Source organism: Buttiauxella cochleicola (assembly GCF_021282405.1).
Classification (GTDB): Bacteria; Pseudomonadota; Gammaproteobacteria; order Enterobacterales; family Enterobacteriaceae; genus Buttiauxella; species Buttiauxella massiliensis.
Window position 1 is genome coordinate 33,606 of the sequence record NZ_JAJSOU010000015.1, and the last position, 14,401, is coordinate 48,006.

General features: G+C 48.6%; 17 protein-coding genes. 6 read left to right on the forward strand and 11 right to left on the reverse strand.

Annotated features, from left to right (window positions below):
- Positions 1-88: 88 nt before the first annotated feature.
- On the reverse strand, positions 89-952 hold the full coding sequence (locus LVQ79_RS18170) for a YicC/YloC family endoribonuclease (protein WP_151995402.1): 864 nt from the start codon (positions 950-952) through the stop codon (positions 89-91).
- A 124-nt stretch (positions 953-1,076) separates the two neighbouring features.
- Between LVQ79_RS18170 and rph the strand changes: the two genes are divergently transcribed.
- Both rph and pyrE read left to right on the forward strand, forming a co-directional pair.
- Positions 1,077-1,793: a ribonuclease PH gene (rph, locus tag LVQ79_RS18175; protein WP_034461471.1), complete on the forward strand. Its 717-nt coding sequence runs from the start codon at positions 1,077-1,079 to the stop codon at positions 1,791-1,793.
- A gap of 57 nt (positions 1,794-1,850) precedes the next feature.
- Positions 1,851-2,492 carry an orotate phosphoribosyltransferase gene (pyrE, locus tag LVQ79_RS18180; RefSeq protein ID WP_151995401.1) on the forward strand — a complete coding sequence of 214 codons (642 nt, stop codon included), beginning with the start codon at positions 1,851-1,853 and terminating at the stop codon, positions 2,490-2,492.
- A 30-nt stretch (positions 2,493-2,522) separates the two neighbouring features.
- On the opposite strand, the gene slmA is transcribed toward pyrE, so the two are convergent.
- The 3 genes from slmA to coaBC form a co-directional block, all read right to left on the reverse strand.
- Entirely contained in the window at positions 2,523-3,119 is a 597-nt protein-coding gene (gene slmA / locus LVQ79_RS18185; RefSeq protein ID WP_151995400.1) for a nucleoid occlusion factor SlmA, read from the reverse strand.
- Between the two features lie 120 nt (positions 3,120-3,239).
- A complete protein-coding gene (gene dut, locus LVQ79_RS18190) occupies positions 3,240-3,698 on the reverse strand; it encodes a dUTP diphosphatase (protein WP_064514998.1) in 459 nt (152 codons plus the stop codon).
- Entirely contained in the window at positions 3,676-4,887 is a 1,212-nt protein-coding gene (gene coaBC / locus LVQ79_RS18195) for a bifunctional phosphopantothenoylcysteine decarboxylase/phosphopantothenate--cysteine ligase CoaBC (RefSeq protein ID WP_232866042.1), read from the reverse strand. Before coaBC ends, dut begins: the two co-directional genes overlap by 23 nt.
- A gap of 164 nt (positions 4,888-5,051) precedes the next feature.
- Between coaBC and radC the strand changes: the two genes are divergently transcribed.
- From radC to mutM, 4 genes are all read left to right on the forward strand, one after another.
- Positions 5,052-5,729 carry a RadC family protein gene (radC, locus tag LVQ79_RS18200; RefSeq protein ID WP_151995399.1) on the forward strand — a complete coding sequence of 226 codons (678 nt, stop codon included), beginning with the start codon at positions 5,052-5,054 and terminating at the stop codon, positions 5,727-5,729.
- 216 nt (positions 5,730-5,945) lie between these two features.
- Complete coding sequence (rpmB, locus tag LVQ79_RS18205) at positions 5,946-6,182, forward strand: 50S ribosomal protein L28 (protein WP_034461465.1); 237 nt, start codon at positions 5,946-5,948, stop codon at positions 6,180-6,182.
- A 13-nt stretch (positions 6,183-6,195) separates the two neighbouring features.
- Positions 6,196-6,363, forward strand: coding sequence for a 50S ribosomal protein L33 (rpmG, locus tag LVQ79_RS18210; protein ID WP_002208990.1), 168 nt, complete (start codon positions 6,196-6,198; stop codon positions 6,361-6,363).
- A 72-nt stretch (positions 6,364-6,435) separates the two neighbouring features.
- Positions 6,436-7,245 (forward strand): bifunctional DNA-formamidopyrimidine glycosylase/DNA-(apurinic or apyrimidinic site) lyase, encoded by an 810-nt coding sequence (mutM, locus tag LVQ79_RS18215; protein ID WP_232865989.1) that lies wholly within the window; start codon positions 6,436-6,438, stop codon positions 7,243-7,245.
- A gap of 116 nt (positions 7,246-7,361) precedes the next feature.
- Here mutM and coaD read toward each other — a convergent pair whose 3' ends face one another.
- The 7 genes from coaD to rfaQ all read right to left on the reverse strand — a co-directional run bounded on the left by coaD (position 7,362) and on the right by rfaQ (position 14,390).
- The gene (coaD, locus tag LVQ79_RS18220; RefSeq protein WP_232865990.1) at positions 7,362-7,850 is read right to left on the reverse strand and encodes a pantetheine-phosphate adenylyltransferase; all 489 of its coding nucleotides are present in this window, start codon (positions 7,848-7,850) and stop codon (positions 7,362-7,364) included.
- Positions 7,847-8,623, reverse strand: a complete 777-nt coding sequence (locus LVQ79_RS18225; RefSeq protein ID WP_232865991.1) for a glycosyltransferase family 2 protein — start codon at positions 8,621-8,623, stop codon at positions 7,847-7,849. Before LVQ79_RS18225 ends, coaD begins: the two co-directional genes overlap by 4 nt.
- Complete coding sequence (waaA, locus tag LVQ79_RS18230; protein ID WP_034461461.1) at positions 8,623-9,897, reverse strand: lipid IV(A) 3-deoxy-D-manno-octulosonic acid transferase; 1,275 nt, start codon at positions 9,895-9,897, stop codon at positions 8,623-8,625. Before waaA ends, LVQ79_RS18225 begins: the two co-directional genes overlap by 1 nt.
- A gap of 166 nt (positions 9,898-10,063) precedes the next feature.
- The gene (locus tag LVQ79_RS18235; protein WP_232865992.1) at positions 10,064-11,065 is read right to left on the reverse strand and encodes a glycosyltransferase; all 1,002 of its coding nucleotides are present in this window, start codon (positions 11,063-11,065) and stop codon (positions 10,064-10,066) included.
- Positions 11,066-11,085: 20 nt separating this feature from the next.
- Positions 11,086-12,186 carry a glycosyltransferase gene (locus tag LVQ79_RS18240; protein ID WP_232865993.1) on the reverse strand — a complete coding sequence of 367 codons (1,101 nt, stop codon included), beginning with the start codon at positions 12,184-12,186 and terminating at the stop codon, positions 11,086-11,088.
- A gap of 3 nt (positions 12,187-12,189) precedes the next feature.
- Positions 12,190-13,317, reverse strand: a complete 1,128-nt coding sequence (locus LVQ79_RS18245) for a glycosyltransferase family 4 protein (RefSeq protein WP_232865994.1) — start codon at positions 13,315-13,317, stop codon at positions 12,190-12,192.
- Complete coding sequence (gene rfaQ, locus LVQ79_RS18250) at positions 13,314-14,390, reverse strand: putative lipopolysaccharide heptosyltransferase III (protein ID WP_370639866.1); 1,077 nt, start codon at positions 14,388-14,390, stop codon at positions 13,314-13,316. The genes LVQ79_RS18245 and rfaQ overlap by 4 nt, the downstream gene beginning before the upstream one ends.
- Positions 14,391-14,401 lie beyond the last annotated feature (11 nt).

Genomic DNA, 14,401 nt, shown 5'->3' on the forward strand with positions numbered 1-14,401 from the left:
ATGTGAAGTGGATTACTTAAATTGATGCTTAAGGTTGCCTGGATGGTAAAAGCCCGCATAGTGCGGGCTTAGAAAGGCAATGTGAACATCACTCGATGTTCTGGATCTGCTCACGCATCTGTTCAATCAGCACTTTCAATTCAATCGCTGAATTGGTGACATCTGAATTGATAGATTTTGATGCCAGAGTATTCGACTCGCGGTTGAATTCTTGCATCATAAAGTCGAGGCGACGGCCAACAGCTTCTTTTTTCTTAAGAATGTTGTATGTCTCTTTGACGTGCGCTTCCAGGCGATCCAGCTCTTCAGCAACGTCGACACGCTGAGCCATCAGCACAAGTTCTTGCTCCAGACGGTTATTCTCAAGCTGAACTTGTGCATCTTCCAGTTTTGCCACCAGGCGTTCACGCTGCCATTTTAAAACTTCAGGCATCTGTGCACGAACATTGACGACCTCAGCGCTCACGCCTTGCAGGCGTTGCTCAATCATCGCCTTCAGAGCTTCGCCTTCGGTTTCACGAGCAATAATGAAGTCATCCAGTGCGCCATCAAGGGCTGCAAGAATTTCAGCGGTGATGGCATCAAGATCTTGTTCCTGAGCCGACATCACGCCTGGCCAGCGCAGAATATCAACCGGATTGATTTCGCCTTCGTCACTCTGCATTTTCACCCAGTTAGCTGCTTCAACTAGCTGTTTAGCCAGTTTTTCATTGAGCAGCAAAGAGCTTTGAGAGCGAGCATCAGGTTCGAAACGCAGGTTACATTCGATTTTTCCACGGGTTAAGCGGGTGCGGATACGCTCGCGAGCCACTGGTTCGAGGCTGCGGAACTGTTCCGGCATACGAATATAAGTTTCGAGATAGCGTTGGTTTACCGAACGTAACTCCCAGGAGGCGCTGCCCCATTCGCCTTTTACTTCACGTCGGGCATAGGCGGTCATACTGCGGATCATATTTCGTAACCGTATTGCGTAATAGATGTGGGGATTATAGCCATGCCTGGACTTCCAGGATAGGAATAAGCGAGTGAAGTCCGTATAATGCGCAGCCACATTCGTTTTAGCCCGGAGATAACCCATGCGTCCATCAGGTCGTAGCGCCGAACAAGTGCGTCCAGTCACCCTGACTCGTAATTACACCAAACACGCAGAAGGCTCCGTGCTGGTCGAGTTCGGCGACACTAAAGTACTTTGCACCGCCACTGTTGAAGAAGGCGTTCCGCGTTTTCTGAAAGGCCAGGGCCAGGGCTGGATCACAGCAGAATACGGGATGCTGCCTCGTGCAACGCATACTCGTAACTTCCGTGAAGCAGCAAAAGGTAAGCAAGGCGGTCGTACTCTTGAAATTCAGCGTCTGATTGCTCGCTCGCTTCGCGCAGCAGTAGATTTGAAGGTTCTCGGTGAATACACCATTACGCTGGACTGTGATGTTCTGCAGGCTGACGGCGGTACTCGTACAGCTTCAATCACTGGTGCTTGTGTTGCTCTGGCTGATGCACTGAACAAGCTGGTGGCCGCAGGTAAATTAAAAACCAACCCGATGAAAGGGATGGTAGCTGCAGTATCAGTTGGTATCGTTAATGGTGCTGCTGTTTGCGATCTGGAATATGTTGAAGATTCTGCCGCAGAAACCGACATGAACGTCGTGATGATGGAAGATGGCCGAATGATTGAGGTTCAGGGCACCGCTGAAGGCGAGCCGTTCACCCATGAAGAGCTACTGGCGCTACTGGCGCTGGCGCGAGGGGGAATTGAATCTATCGTAACGGCGCAGAAGGCGGCGTTAGAAAATTGATTTTAGGCGACTCTGAGAGTCGCCTTTTTTTTGTCTTAATTACTGAGGAGCAAATCCATGAAACCGTATCAGCGCCAGTTTATTGAGTTTGCGCTTAACAAGCAGGTACTTAAGTTTGGCGAATTCACGCTGAAATCCGGGCGTACCAGCCCTTATTTCTTCAATGCCGGGCTGTTCAATACCGGGCGCGACCTGGCACTATTGGGCCGTTTTTACGCTGCCGCGTTAGTGGATTCCGGAATTGAGTTTGATTTGCTGTTTGGGCCGGCTTACAAAGGGATTCCAATCGCGACGACTACCGCCGTTGCGTTGGCCGAACATCATGAGCTTGATCTGCCATATTGCTTTAATCGCAAAGAAGCCAAAGACCATGGTGAAGGTGGCAATCTGGTTGGTAGCGCGCTGCAAGGGCGTGTAATGCTGGTGGATGATGTAATCACCGCAGGTACCGCAATCCGTGAGTCCATGGAAATTATTGCCGCTAATAATGCATCACTGGCTGGCGTGCTAATTTCTCTGGACCGCCAGGAACGTGGCCGTGGTGAGATATCAGCGATTCAGGAAGTTGAGCGTGATTACCAGTGCAAAGTGATTTCAATCATCACTCTGAAAGACTTGGTTGAATACCTTGAAGAAAAACCTGAGATGGCTGTGCATTTAGCGGCTGTGCAGGAATACCGTACTCAGTACGGTGTGTAAGAAAAAGGGCCTTTAAAAGGCCCTTTTCAATTACTGAAGCTGGGAGGCAACCAGTGGCCATCGGGTATCAAAATCATCGGTAGGCAGATAGCGGAATTCGCTACGTACAAAACGCGATAATGTCCCTTCGCAGAATGCCAGAAGCTGGCTTGCCAGCAGCGATTCATCGGTAACAAACCCTTCGCCTTCACGCATCTTCTTTTCTCGCATCACCTGACGCAATTGTACTTCAATACGTTCAAAGAGCTGGTTGATGCGGCCTTGCAGGCGGTCTTGTTCAAACATCAGCGCATGGCCGGTGAGAATACGTGTAAGTCCAGGGTTGCGTTCGCCAAACCCGAGAATCAGTAGAACAATCAAACGTAACCGAGAGTGTGTGTCTTTCTCATCTTTCAAAATGAGATTGATACGGGTAATTAGGCTGTCTTCAATAAACTCGATAAGACTATCGAACATTTTCGTTTTACTAGGAAAATGTCGATAAAGTGCAGCTTCGGAAACGCCAACAGCCGCCGCGAGCTTGGCAGTTGTGATTCGTTGGCTTCCATCACTGGATTCAAGCATTTGGGCCAGAGACTGAAGTATTTCTTCGCGACGATTCCGTTTCGCGGTTTGTTTTTCTGCCATGTTCTAAAATACCCCTGAAATAACACACTTGTCAGGCAAGTAGCCACACAGCGCTCGCAAACTTAAAGTTTGCGGTTTTTTCACATTTTTTACGCTGTGGGGTTACGTTTATAAACGAAGTTACTGGCGACCAGAATGGCCGAAACCGCCTTCGCCTCGGTCACTAGAGTCGAAATCTTCTACCAAATTGAATTCAGCCTGAACGACAGGCACAAACACCATTTGTGCAATGCGTTCGCCGGGTTCGATGGTGAAGTGGTCTTGTCCACGGTTCCACACGGAAACCATTAACTGACCCTGGTAATCGGAGTCTATCAGCCCGACAAGGTTGCCTAACACTACGCCATGCTTATGACCAAGTCCTGAACGAGGCAGAATGACTGCCGCCAGAGATGGATCGGCGATATGGATAGCCAGCCCGGTTGGAATAAGCTTGGTGACACCAGGAGCAAGCTCTACGGCCTCATCCAGACAGGCACGTAGGTCAAGACCTGCGGAGCCGGAAGTTGCATAAGTCGGCAGTGGGAACTGTTGGCCAACGCGTGGGTCCAGAATCTTAACGTCGATTTTTTTCATCATAACGGGTAACTATCTCGTTCAGTAAAAGATGGCCAAGGAGTTCCTTACGCTCAAGAGGTAAGACTTTATCTCCATCCTGCCAGAAAAGGTGCAATGCATTGTTTTCGCTGTTAAATCCCTGACCTTCTTGTGAAACATCGTTCGCACAAATCAGATCGAGGTTTTTACTCACGCGTTTTTGCCTGGCGTATTCTTCCACATTATTTGTTTCGGCGGCAAACCCAACAACATAAGGACGATGAGTTAAAAGTGCTGCGACACCGGCGACAATATCCGGGTTTTTTATCATTTTTATTGTGATTTCATCGCCTTGCTTTTTGATTTTTTCTTCAGCAACGGCGGCGGCACGATAGTCTGCAACAGCCGCACAGCCAACAAAAATTTGCTGCCCCTGGACATGTTGTTGAACCGTGGCTTCCATTTCGAGGGCCGTGGTGACATCAATGCGTTTTACCCATGGTGGAGTTGGCAAAGAAACAGGGCCGGAAATTAATGTCACATTTGCACCACGTGCAGCAGCAGCAGCTGCAATTGCGTAGCCCATTTTCCCTGAGCTATCGTTGGTGATGTAACGCACCGGGTCCAGGCGTTCACGAGTTGGGCCTGCGGTAATCATGACATTAAGATGTTGCAGATCTTTGATGACAGTAAAATGTTGCGCTGCCATCTCAACAATCGCTAATGGGTCAAGCATACGGCCAGGACCTATATCGCCACAGGCCTGGCTGCCGCTATCGGGCCCCCAGATCAATAGGCCGCGCGTAGATAAAACCTCAAGATTGTGCTGAGTTGCTGTTGCCCGATACATTTGTTGGTTCATGGCTGGCAAAACGGCAACGTGTGCGGGTGTCGCAAGGCAAATTGTGCTCACCAGGTCATTTGCCATCCCTGCGGTAATGCGGGCAATTAAATCAGCTGTCGCCGGCGCAAGAATAACTAAATCAGCCCATTTGCCTAATTCGATATGCCCCATAGCCGCTTCTGCTGCGGGATCTAACAAGCTATCTGATACAGGATAACCTGACACGGCTTGTAAACTCAGTGGCGTAATAAAGGCTTTGGCGGCCTCAGTCATTACTACCCGCACCTCAGCGCCGCGTTCGCGCAGACGGCGTACCAGTTCTGGTGTTTTGTAAGCAGCGATACCGCCGCTCACACCCAGAACAATTTTTTTGCCAGCAAGCCCAATCATGATTTTTCCACCAGAAGTCACAGTCATCTGAATATTTTACCACACTCATTCGGTATCGACTTTTTGCAGTTTGCGAGACATCCCGCATGGAGAATATCTGCGTGTCGTGTCCATTGCTTGAGTTGTGCTAAATAGTGATAACGAAGGGCAAGGAGGTTCTGATGGATGAGTCATTGAGGCAAGACAAAGCGGATATGCCGCGGGAAAAGCTTTTGAAATTTGGGGCTAGCGCATTATCTGACGTGGAGTTACTGGCGCTTTTCTTACGCACTGGCTGCAGGAATATGAATGTCATGGCATTTGCGCAAAGCTTGCTACATCAGTTTGGCTCGTTAAGTCGGCTGCTGTCGGCTGATTATTCGCAATTCAAAGATGTGAAAGGTATTGGGAGCGCGAAATACACCCAGTTGAATGCCATTGCTGAGCTTGCGAGGCGTTATTACTATTCTCGTGGTGTTGAGGAATTAACGCTCAAGGGGCCTGATTCCGTAAGGGATTTCATCCAAAGCCAATTGACCACAGCAGAGCGTGAGATCTTTATGGTTATTTTTTTAGATAATCAGCATCGGGTGATTAAACATTGCCCTATGTTTTCGGGAACATTGAACCATGTTGAGGTTCATCCGAGAGAAATTGTGCGTGAAGCGATGAAATCCAATGCAGCGGCGCTAATACTCGCGCATAATCACCCGTCTGGTCGAGCAGAACCGAGTAAAGCTGATCGTGTTATTACTGAACGTATCGTAAAAGCTTGCCTGTTTATGGAAATTCGAGTGCTCGATCATCTTGTTATTGGCCGTGGAGAGTACGTTTCTTTTGCCGAACGTGGGTGGATTTAAGACGAATTGCGCGATCCTTGGGGATCTTTGTCTGTTCGGGACTTGAGCACATGCGTTAGGCAGCGTATACTACGCCACCTTTGAGAATCTCGGGTTTTGGCATTATGCGCCTGGCACTGTGGTTCACATTGAACCGCCAGGGACCAGGCTTGCGGCCTGACGAGGCGCCATAACCCTATACGAAGCTCGAGCTAATTTGATTTTTGGAGAATAGACATGTCCCGAGTCTGCCAAGTTACTGGCAAGCGTCCGGTGACCGGTAATAACCGTTCCCACGCAATGAACGCGACCAAACGCCGTTTCCTGCCGAACCTGCACTCTCACCGTTTTTGGGTTGAGAGCGAGAAGCGTTTTGTCACACTGCGTGTATCTGCTAAAGGTATGCGTGTAATTGATAAGAAGGGTATCGAAACGGTCTTGGCCGATATGCGTACCCGTGGCGAGAAGTACTAAGAGGAACTAAGTCATGGCTAAAGGTGTTCGCGAGAAGATCAAGCTGGTTTCTTCTGCTGGTACTGGTCACTTCTATACCACCACGAAGAACAAGCGTACTAAGCCGGAAAAATTGGAATTGAAAAAATTCGATCCAGTTGTCCGTCAACACGTACTGTACAAAGAAGCTAAAATTAAATAATTTTAGTATCTTTGATGAAAACCTCGCTTCGGCGGGGTTTTTTTGTTTTAGGACTTTGAGTGTGGAGGATTGATGCCTGAGTTACCTGAAGTAGAAACCAGCCGACGTGGTATAGAGCCGCATCTGGTTGGTGAAACCATCTTGCATGCTGTCGTGCGTAATGGTCGACTGCGTTGGCCTGTCTCCGATGAAATCCATGCTCTGAGTGATAAACCCGTTTTAAGTGTGCAGCGTCGCGCTAAGTACCTGCTGCTCGAACTTCCCGATGGCTGGATTATTATCCATCTTGGCATGTCGGGTAGCCTGCGCATTCTTCCTGAAGATTATCCCGCTGAAAAACATGACCATGTCGATTTGGTGATGAGCAATGGCAAAGTCCTGCGTTATACCGATCCGCGCCGTTTCGGTGCATGGCTGTGGGCGAAGGAGCTGGAAGGTAGCAATGTGCTGGCGCATCTTGGCCCAGAACCACTAAGCGGCGAATTTTCGGCTGATTATCTGCGTGAAAAATCCGCGAAAAAGAAAATCGCCATTAAGCCGTGGCTGATGGATAACAAGCTGGTGGTGGGAGTGGGTAACATTTACGCCAGTGAATCGCTGTTTGCTGCGGGGATCCATCCGGACAGAGCTGCGCAGTCATTGTCTCAAATAGAATGTGATTTACTGGTTAAAACGATAAAAGCGGTGCTGCTTCGTTCGATAGAACAAGGCGGGACGACGCTAAAAGATTTCCTTCAGTCTGATGGTAAACCGGGCTATTTCGCTCAGGAATTACAGGTTTACGGACGGGCAGGTGAACCATGCAGGGTTTGTGGTGCGCCAATTATTATCAGCAAGCATGGGCAGCGCAGTACTTTTTATTGCCGCCATTGCCAAAATTAATTATCCCCATCATCCTTCAAGCCGCAGGGGTGTTGGCTGCGCTCGCTAACCCCAGTCACTTACTAGAGTAAGCTCCTGGGGATTAGCTTCCTTGCCGCCTACCTGCAACTCGAATGCTATTGGGGCTGGTTCATTTTTTTCAGTAACGCTTTGCAAACTGCTTTCGGCAGGAAATGAGCGACATCACCATGATGGCGGGCGACTTCTTTTACCAGCGATGAAGAGACAAAAGACCACTCTTTCGACGGCATCAGGAATACGCTTTCAAGCTCTGGCATTAAATGACGGTTCATATGAGCCAGCTGCATCTCATATTCAAAATCTGCTGCTGTGCGTAGCCCGCGGACCAGGACATTCGCCTGCTGGGTCTTCGCAAAATTCGCCATCAGGTCGCTAAATCCGACAACTTCTACATTAGGAAAATGCGCCGTAACCCCTTGAGCGAGCTGAACTCTTTCTTCCAGTGTGAAGAGAGTTTTTTTATGCGGGCTGTTAGCGATAGCCAGAATTAAGGTATCGAACATCATCGCACCGCGAGTCACTATGTCCAGATGACCATTGGTAATGGGATCAAATGTGCCTGGGTAAATCGCTCGGGTGGTCATAGTGGTTTGTTTTCCGTGTAGCTTTGATTCAGTGCCCAGAGTTCAGCGTACTTGTTAAACGTATATTGTGCATTGACGACTGCAAGTAACCAGCCCTGCTTCCCATCGAGAAAACCAGCACGCAACAACAGAGTTTTACAAAATGCCCCAAGCGTGTGACCGAAAATACCCGCAATAGAGACGCGCTTGCCGCGTTGATGACGCTCTTGCGCCCACGCGGTCGCATAATTTAACTGTTTGCGTTGGAAGCTTGCGAAATCACGGCAGGTCAAATGGAGCAAATCCCCTTTAAGTGGGACAACTTTTGCTCCGGGTGCTTCGAGAGATTCATGAACCTGATTGTCATTATAGCTATAGCGCGAATGGGCATAGAGGCGAGTCACACGATCGGGATACCAGCCGCTGTGGCGCATAAAGCGTCCGAGGAACAGGTTGCGGCGTGCAATACTGTAAACAGTATCTGGCTGAGGGTTTTCTAGTACCGCTTCGAGGGCGCTGGCCAGTTCGGGTGTGACGCGCTCATCGGTATCGATCATCAAAATATAATCGTGGCTGGCATAGCTCTGTGCGAGCTGACGTTGTTTGCCAAAACCCTGCCAGTCTTCATTAATGAAAACTTTCGCACCTGCCTGAAGGGCTATCTCGACGGTAGAATCGGTACTTCCTGAATCCAGCAACACCACCTCATCTGCCCATGAGACTGAAGCCAGGCATTCTGGCAATACGTCTGCCGCATTTTTAGCGATCATCACGACGGACAAACGATTGGGCATTAATGGCTCCGTTGTGGCAGATACGGTTGCAGTAATTGTAGCAAGCGTTGCAGTGCGCCTTGATTCTGGTGAAGCACTTCAACTGCATGGCGACCGTAGTAAAGACGATAATCTTCATCAGTCAGCAAAGTGGTGATTTCATTGACCAGTGAGTTGGCATCGGTGACGGTAATCAGCCCATCAGCATTCTGCAATCTGGCGCATATATCTTTGAAATTGAAGGTGTGCGGGCCCATTAAGACCGGAATTGCATGAGCAGAAGGTTCCAGTGGGTTATGACCTCCACGCTCAACCAGGCTGCCGCCAACAAAGGCGAGATCGGCAATCCCGTACAGCATCATCAGTTCGCCCATCGTATCGCCAATCACCACTTGCGTGCTGTTGGACGGTTTTTCTCCGCTGCTGCGCATGATGTAACTGAAACCAGCTTTCTGAGCCATATCCCGTGCGTCTTTAAAACGTTCCGGGTGGCGTGGGACAAGAATGAGTAATAAATCAGGGAATTTGGCCAGCAACTGGCGGTGCGCATCAAGAATAATGCTCTCTTCTCCATCATGGGTGCTGGTAGCAATCCAGACTTTGCGATGTGGAGCCCATTGGCGGCGTAGCGTAATCGCGCGTGCGGCAAGCTCTGGAGTCACAGAGATATCAAATTTCAGGCTGCCGGTAACAGTCAGTTGCGAGCGTTTCAATCCTAGTTCGATGAAACGACCGCCATCTTCTTCATTTTGCGCAGCAATAAGCGTGATTTTGCTCATCAGGCGACGAGTGAAATTACCCAGCTTTTTATATCCATTTGCCGAACGGGCAGAGAGACGGGCATTGGCAATGACCAACGGGATTTTACGTTTATGTAATTCGTTGATCATGTTTGGCCATAGCTCGGTTTCCATCACGATGACCAATTTCGGACGCACGGTGTTGAAAAAGCGCTTCATGGCGCAGGGGAGATCGTAAGGCAAATAGACGTGATGTACGTTTTGCCCAAACGCCGACTGAGCACGTTCAGAGCCGGTAGGGGTCATCGTGGTGACGGTAATTGGAATCGTTGGGTAACGATGGCGTAGGGCTCGCACTAACGGAATTGCCGCCAGTGTCTCACCTACGGAAACTGAATGCAGAAGAATACCATCGGGCTCCACTTTTCCACGGCAATAACCGTAGCGTTCCGCCCAGCGTTTACGATACGCGGGAGCTTTACGGCTACGGAGTAATAGTCGCAGCCATACAATTGGCTGAATAAGATAGAACAGTGCGGTATACAACGATTCCAAGCGAATTTTCCGTATTTTCATTATCGGCGGGCAAATTCTAAGCATTCGGGAAGCTTAAAGCTATTGTTTTGGTAACTTCACGAAGGCATTGCTTAGTATTCGGAGCAGTTTGTGTCATGTTGCAAAAATGACGGGTAGTAAGCACTACCCGTAAAAGAAATGCTTCTCAACCAGGTACTCGTGTTGCTTTCTTTAGTTTTAGATAACGACGCCCCAAGCGCCAGCGCAGGCGGAAGCCGCGGGCATTTTTCCAGATAAGGCGCCAGATACCGCGATCAAAAAGCTCCTGGATGATCATCTTCTTTTTATGCGGATCTTTCATGCTGTTGAAAGTATGCAGTATTCCAAGGCCTTCTTTTGCAATTTGCCAATTGCAGGCTGGAATGTTTTTGACGGCTTCAGGATAGCGCTGGTTAATAGCATCCAGCATTTCCAGAATTTTCATGTAGTGGCGAGCGGAGCGGATGAGCGTGTCATCAGTATCGGGTTTGTGGGAAACCGAGGCTGAATGAATGTAGTAATCGTAGTATTGCTCGTCAGTATATTGAACACGTTCTGCGGCTAGTAACACTTCAGTTGTCCACGGAATGTCCTGATGGCGCAAACCAGGTTCAAACGTAAATCCATGTTCACGAATAAAATCATGGCGATAAAGATTCAGCCACGTGACATGCAGAAACTTGCGTGAATCGAGAGCGCGCTTTAGCCACTGTGGGCCGGTCAGTACATCAGTAGACTGAAGTTTGTCCTGCGGGAAAATTGGGCGTGAAGGTTTCTTATTATTTTCATAGACATAATTACCATTGCAGGTGACAACATCCAGGTTGTTTTTCAGCGCTAAATCAAGAAGATGACGATACATGCCAGGTTTAAAGTCGTCATCAATGTCCGGGAAGGAAAGGTATTGGCCTGTAGCCACTGCAAGTCCTGTATTACGTGCAATAGAAACGCCTTGGTTTTCCTGCTCCAGAACTTTCATGCCGGGGAATTTGCTGCGCCATGCTTCAATTATCGCCATCGAGCCATCGGTTGAACCATCGTTCACCATAATGACTTCCATGCTGCTGATATTCTGAGCTTCAAGGCAGGCAAAAAATTTGGCCAAGAAAAGTTCGCCGTTATAAACAGCAACGACAACGCTAAGAAGTGGACGTAGGTTTTGTGGCATAAAATTACCTGAAAATTTCGTTATCTTTCTTCTGCCGCCAGCGACAAGTACTGCTGGCAGATGGCACCAATGCTATAAGACTCAATCTTCGTGGAATCGATAATCGGTGGATTGTTATAAATATCCAGCATGGTATTCGCAAGTTCCTGAGCAGTCATACCCGAAAGGCCACGTGCCAGTCCCTCTGTGAGAATTTCTGCAGGCCCACCCGGGCAGCGAGTACTGACTGCTGGTGTCTGGCAAATCAGAGCTTCCACTAATACGTTACCAAACCCTTCGCAATCTGAGCTCAACAGCAGCATGCGTGCATTGGCAATCCACGGATAAGGATTGGGAACGAATGATTTGATAATGACGCGGTCGGCAACGCCCGCGGCAGAAGCCATTGCTTTAATTTCGGCAATGCGTTCTTCACTACCGCTACCCATCAAGACTAATGGAATCTGAATCTTACTAAGTGCATAGGCATTGATGAGTCGATCATGGCGCTTATGCTCATGGAAACGCCCAACATGAATGAGATAGTCCTGCCCCGCCATCTCACATGGCTCTTTCGCTCGTAAATGAATCCCGTCAATGTCGAATGGGTTATGTATCACGGAGCTGCGGGAAAGCGTGATGTCGAAACCCTGAGTAATATCTTGCAGCACCGCTTTAGAAACGGCGACGACGTTACTGTTCTGGTAAACACTTTGAATTTTTTTACGTTTTAACCAACGGGAGAAGCCATGGCGATGTTGGAGATACGAGAAGGAGAACATGCCATGCACGCAATACCAGAGCTTTTCACGCGGTATAGATTTTGTGTGGGCAACAATGCGATCGGTTTTATGCAGATGCGAAAAGATGAGGTCAAATTTCCCTTTTTTCTGCGCTTGTTCAACTGCGCTATCGAGCAGAGCTGCACGGCGAGAGAGTTCAGTTAGCTTGCGCCAGGGTTTTTTGCAGGTATCCAGAATGACTTGATAATCAACGCCTTCAGGGATGTCATAGTCACAGACACGGCGCAGAGAAAATACGGAAACCTGATGGCCCATGCCCACCAAACCTTGCGATAGGGTTAGAACGGTTTTTTCAGCACCGCCGCCAGGTAAACCATCAATAACCATTAGGATACGCATTATCTAATCCAGTATGTTTTGATACAGCGAAATAAGTTGCTGTGAAAGTTTTTCCGGTGTCGCATCCTTGACTCGTTCACGAGCAAACATCCCCATACTTTCATCAACAAAGCGCGATGGTATTGCCATTACCGCTTCTGACAATCGTGGGATATCGAGTGCATCACAAACGTATCCATTTTGTCCGGTTGTAATAAATTCAGCACCACCACAGGTGTGTGAAGTAATAACCGGTAAACCACATGCCATTGCTTCAAGTATCACATTAGGGAATGGATCATATAGCGTTGGCAGTAATAGTCCATCAACAGCTTGATAGAAAGGTAGTGTGTTTTTCTGCATCCCCGTAAACCGCACTCGGTTCTGGCATCCCAACGATTGTGCCAGTTCTTGGTACTGTTTATCGGCTTTATCCTGTCCGACAACGACAAGATAGCGATCTGTGCCCGCGATGGCTCTTATCGCACTGGCAAGCCCTTTGCGCTCAAATCCCGATCCTACAAAAACCAGCGCCACCGCATTTTGCGGGATGGTCATTTCATTACGTAACTTAGCTCTCAATTCTTCATTTGCTGAAACGAAGCGGGAGGAGTCAATGGCATTATAGATGACATGTATCTTGTTAGCAGGTATAGAGAAATCTTCGATGATTTCTTGCTTCACCATTTCCGCATTGCAGATTACGGCTTTTAGCTCAGGAGCCTGGTACATAGCCCTTTCAGCTTGCATGACATAGCGGTGGTATCTGTCCATAAACAACCACTTTCCACGCCATGCCGGTAAAATCCTGGCTCGCTGCATTAACCAGCGGCGATGAACGCCATCACCAGCCCGATAAATATCACACCCTGCGATGCGCTCATGACTCTGAACAATATCGAAATTTTCACGTTGCCAAAGTTTCCTGGCCGCATCAGCAAAGCCTTTTTCACGACTGATTCGCCCAAGCTTCATTGGGTCACATATATGAATATGCCAGTTATCCTGGCGTTCGCCTTCCCACTGCCGGGTGATAACGTTGAGTTCCATGTCATGGGCACTTAATGCTTCAAGTGCACGTGAAACGAAACGCTCGGCACCTCCATCCGGGCGATATTTTTGGCGGACGATTGCCAGACGGCAGCGCTTCATAACAACTGTTTCCTTGCGGCAGCAACAACGACATCAACCGGAATGGCATCGAGATAACGTTCTTTAGTATTGGTATCAATCTTGTCTGGATCGGGAAGCTCACCGAAGTTACCAGCCCAGATAACATCACCGACGACATCCCACGGGCTCCAGAACGTCAATTTTGACGGGCCAAATAATGCGATGCAGGGCGTTCTTAACGCAGCCGCCATATGCATAGGTACAGAATCAACGCCAATAAACAAACGAGCATGATCGATGAGCGCAGCTAATTGTCGCAGGGTTAATTCACCAGCCAGGGAATGAATGCGTTCTGGAGGGCAGAATGCGCGGATTTTCTCAATCATCGCTTTTTCATTCTTATCGGGACCGGAAGTCAAAATAAGAGTATGGCCGTCATTTTGTAGCGCTGTGATAGTTTGCGCCATTTTGCTCTCATCCCAGCATTTGAAGAACCAGCGGGATGTAGGCTGCACCACGATAAATGAACCTTCCACACCTTTGCTTTGCAACGTAGTTTGCACGGTTTGCCAGTCTTCAGGCTGGTAACTCATTGTCACACTGCGACATTCAGAGATACCAAGCGGAGCAAGGATGGATAAGTTTTGTTCAACGGTATGCAGAGTCTGATGGTGGGCTACCGATGCAAGCTGCGTATGGCAATTGCGCCAGAACCACCCGCGACGTTTATTGAAATCGAAACCGATGCGTGAAGGGGCGCCAGTGAAACGAGTCACAATGGCGCTACGCCACTGATCGGCAAGGTTGATAACCAGATTATATTTTTGCTCGCGCAGCGTTTTGAGTAACTGCCATTCTTTGCATAAATGCTGGCGAGTACCGAGTTTTCGCCACTTACGGTCAATGCCATAAATACGATGAATGAACGGATGAGCCGCTAGCATATCGCGTGTTTCTTCATATAGCAGGACATCAATTTCTGCCTGTGGCCATGCCTGATGTAATGAGTTGATCACTGGGGTGGTGAGCAGCATGTCACCATGATGGCGCAACTTTATCAGTAGAATGCGAGCAGGTGGCTCGCTTGCGAGAGAATTCAAGGCGTTATTCATTATCATCTTTA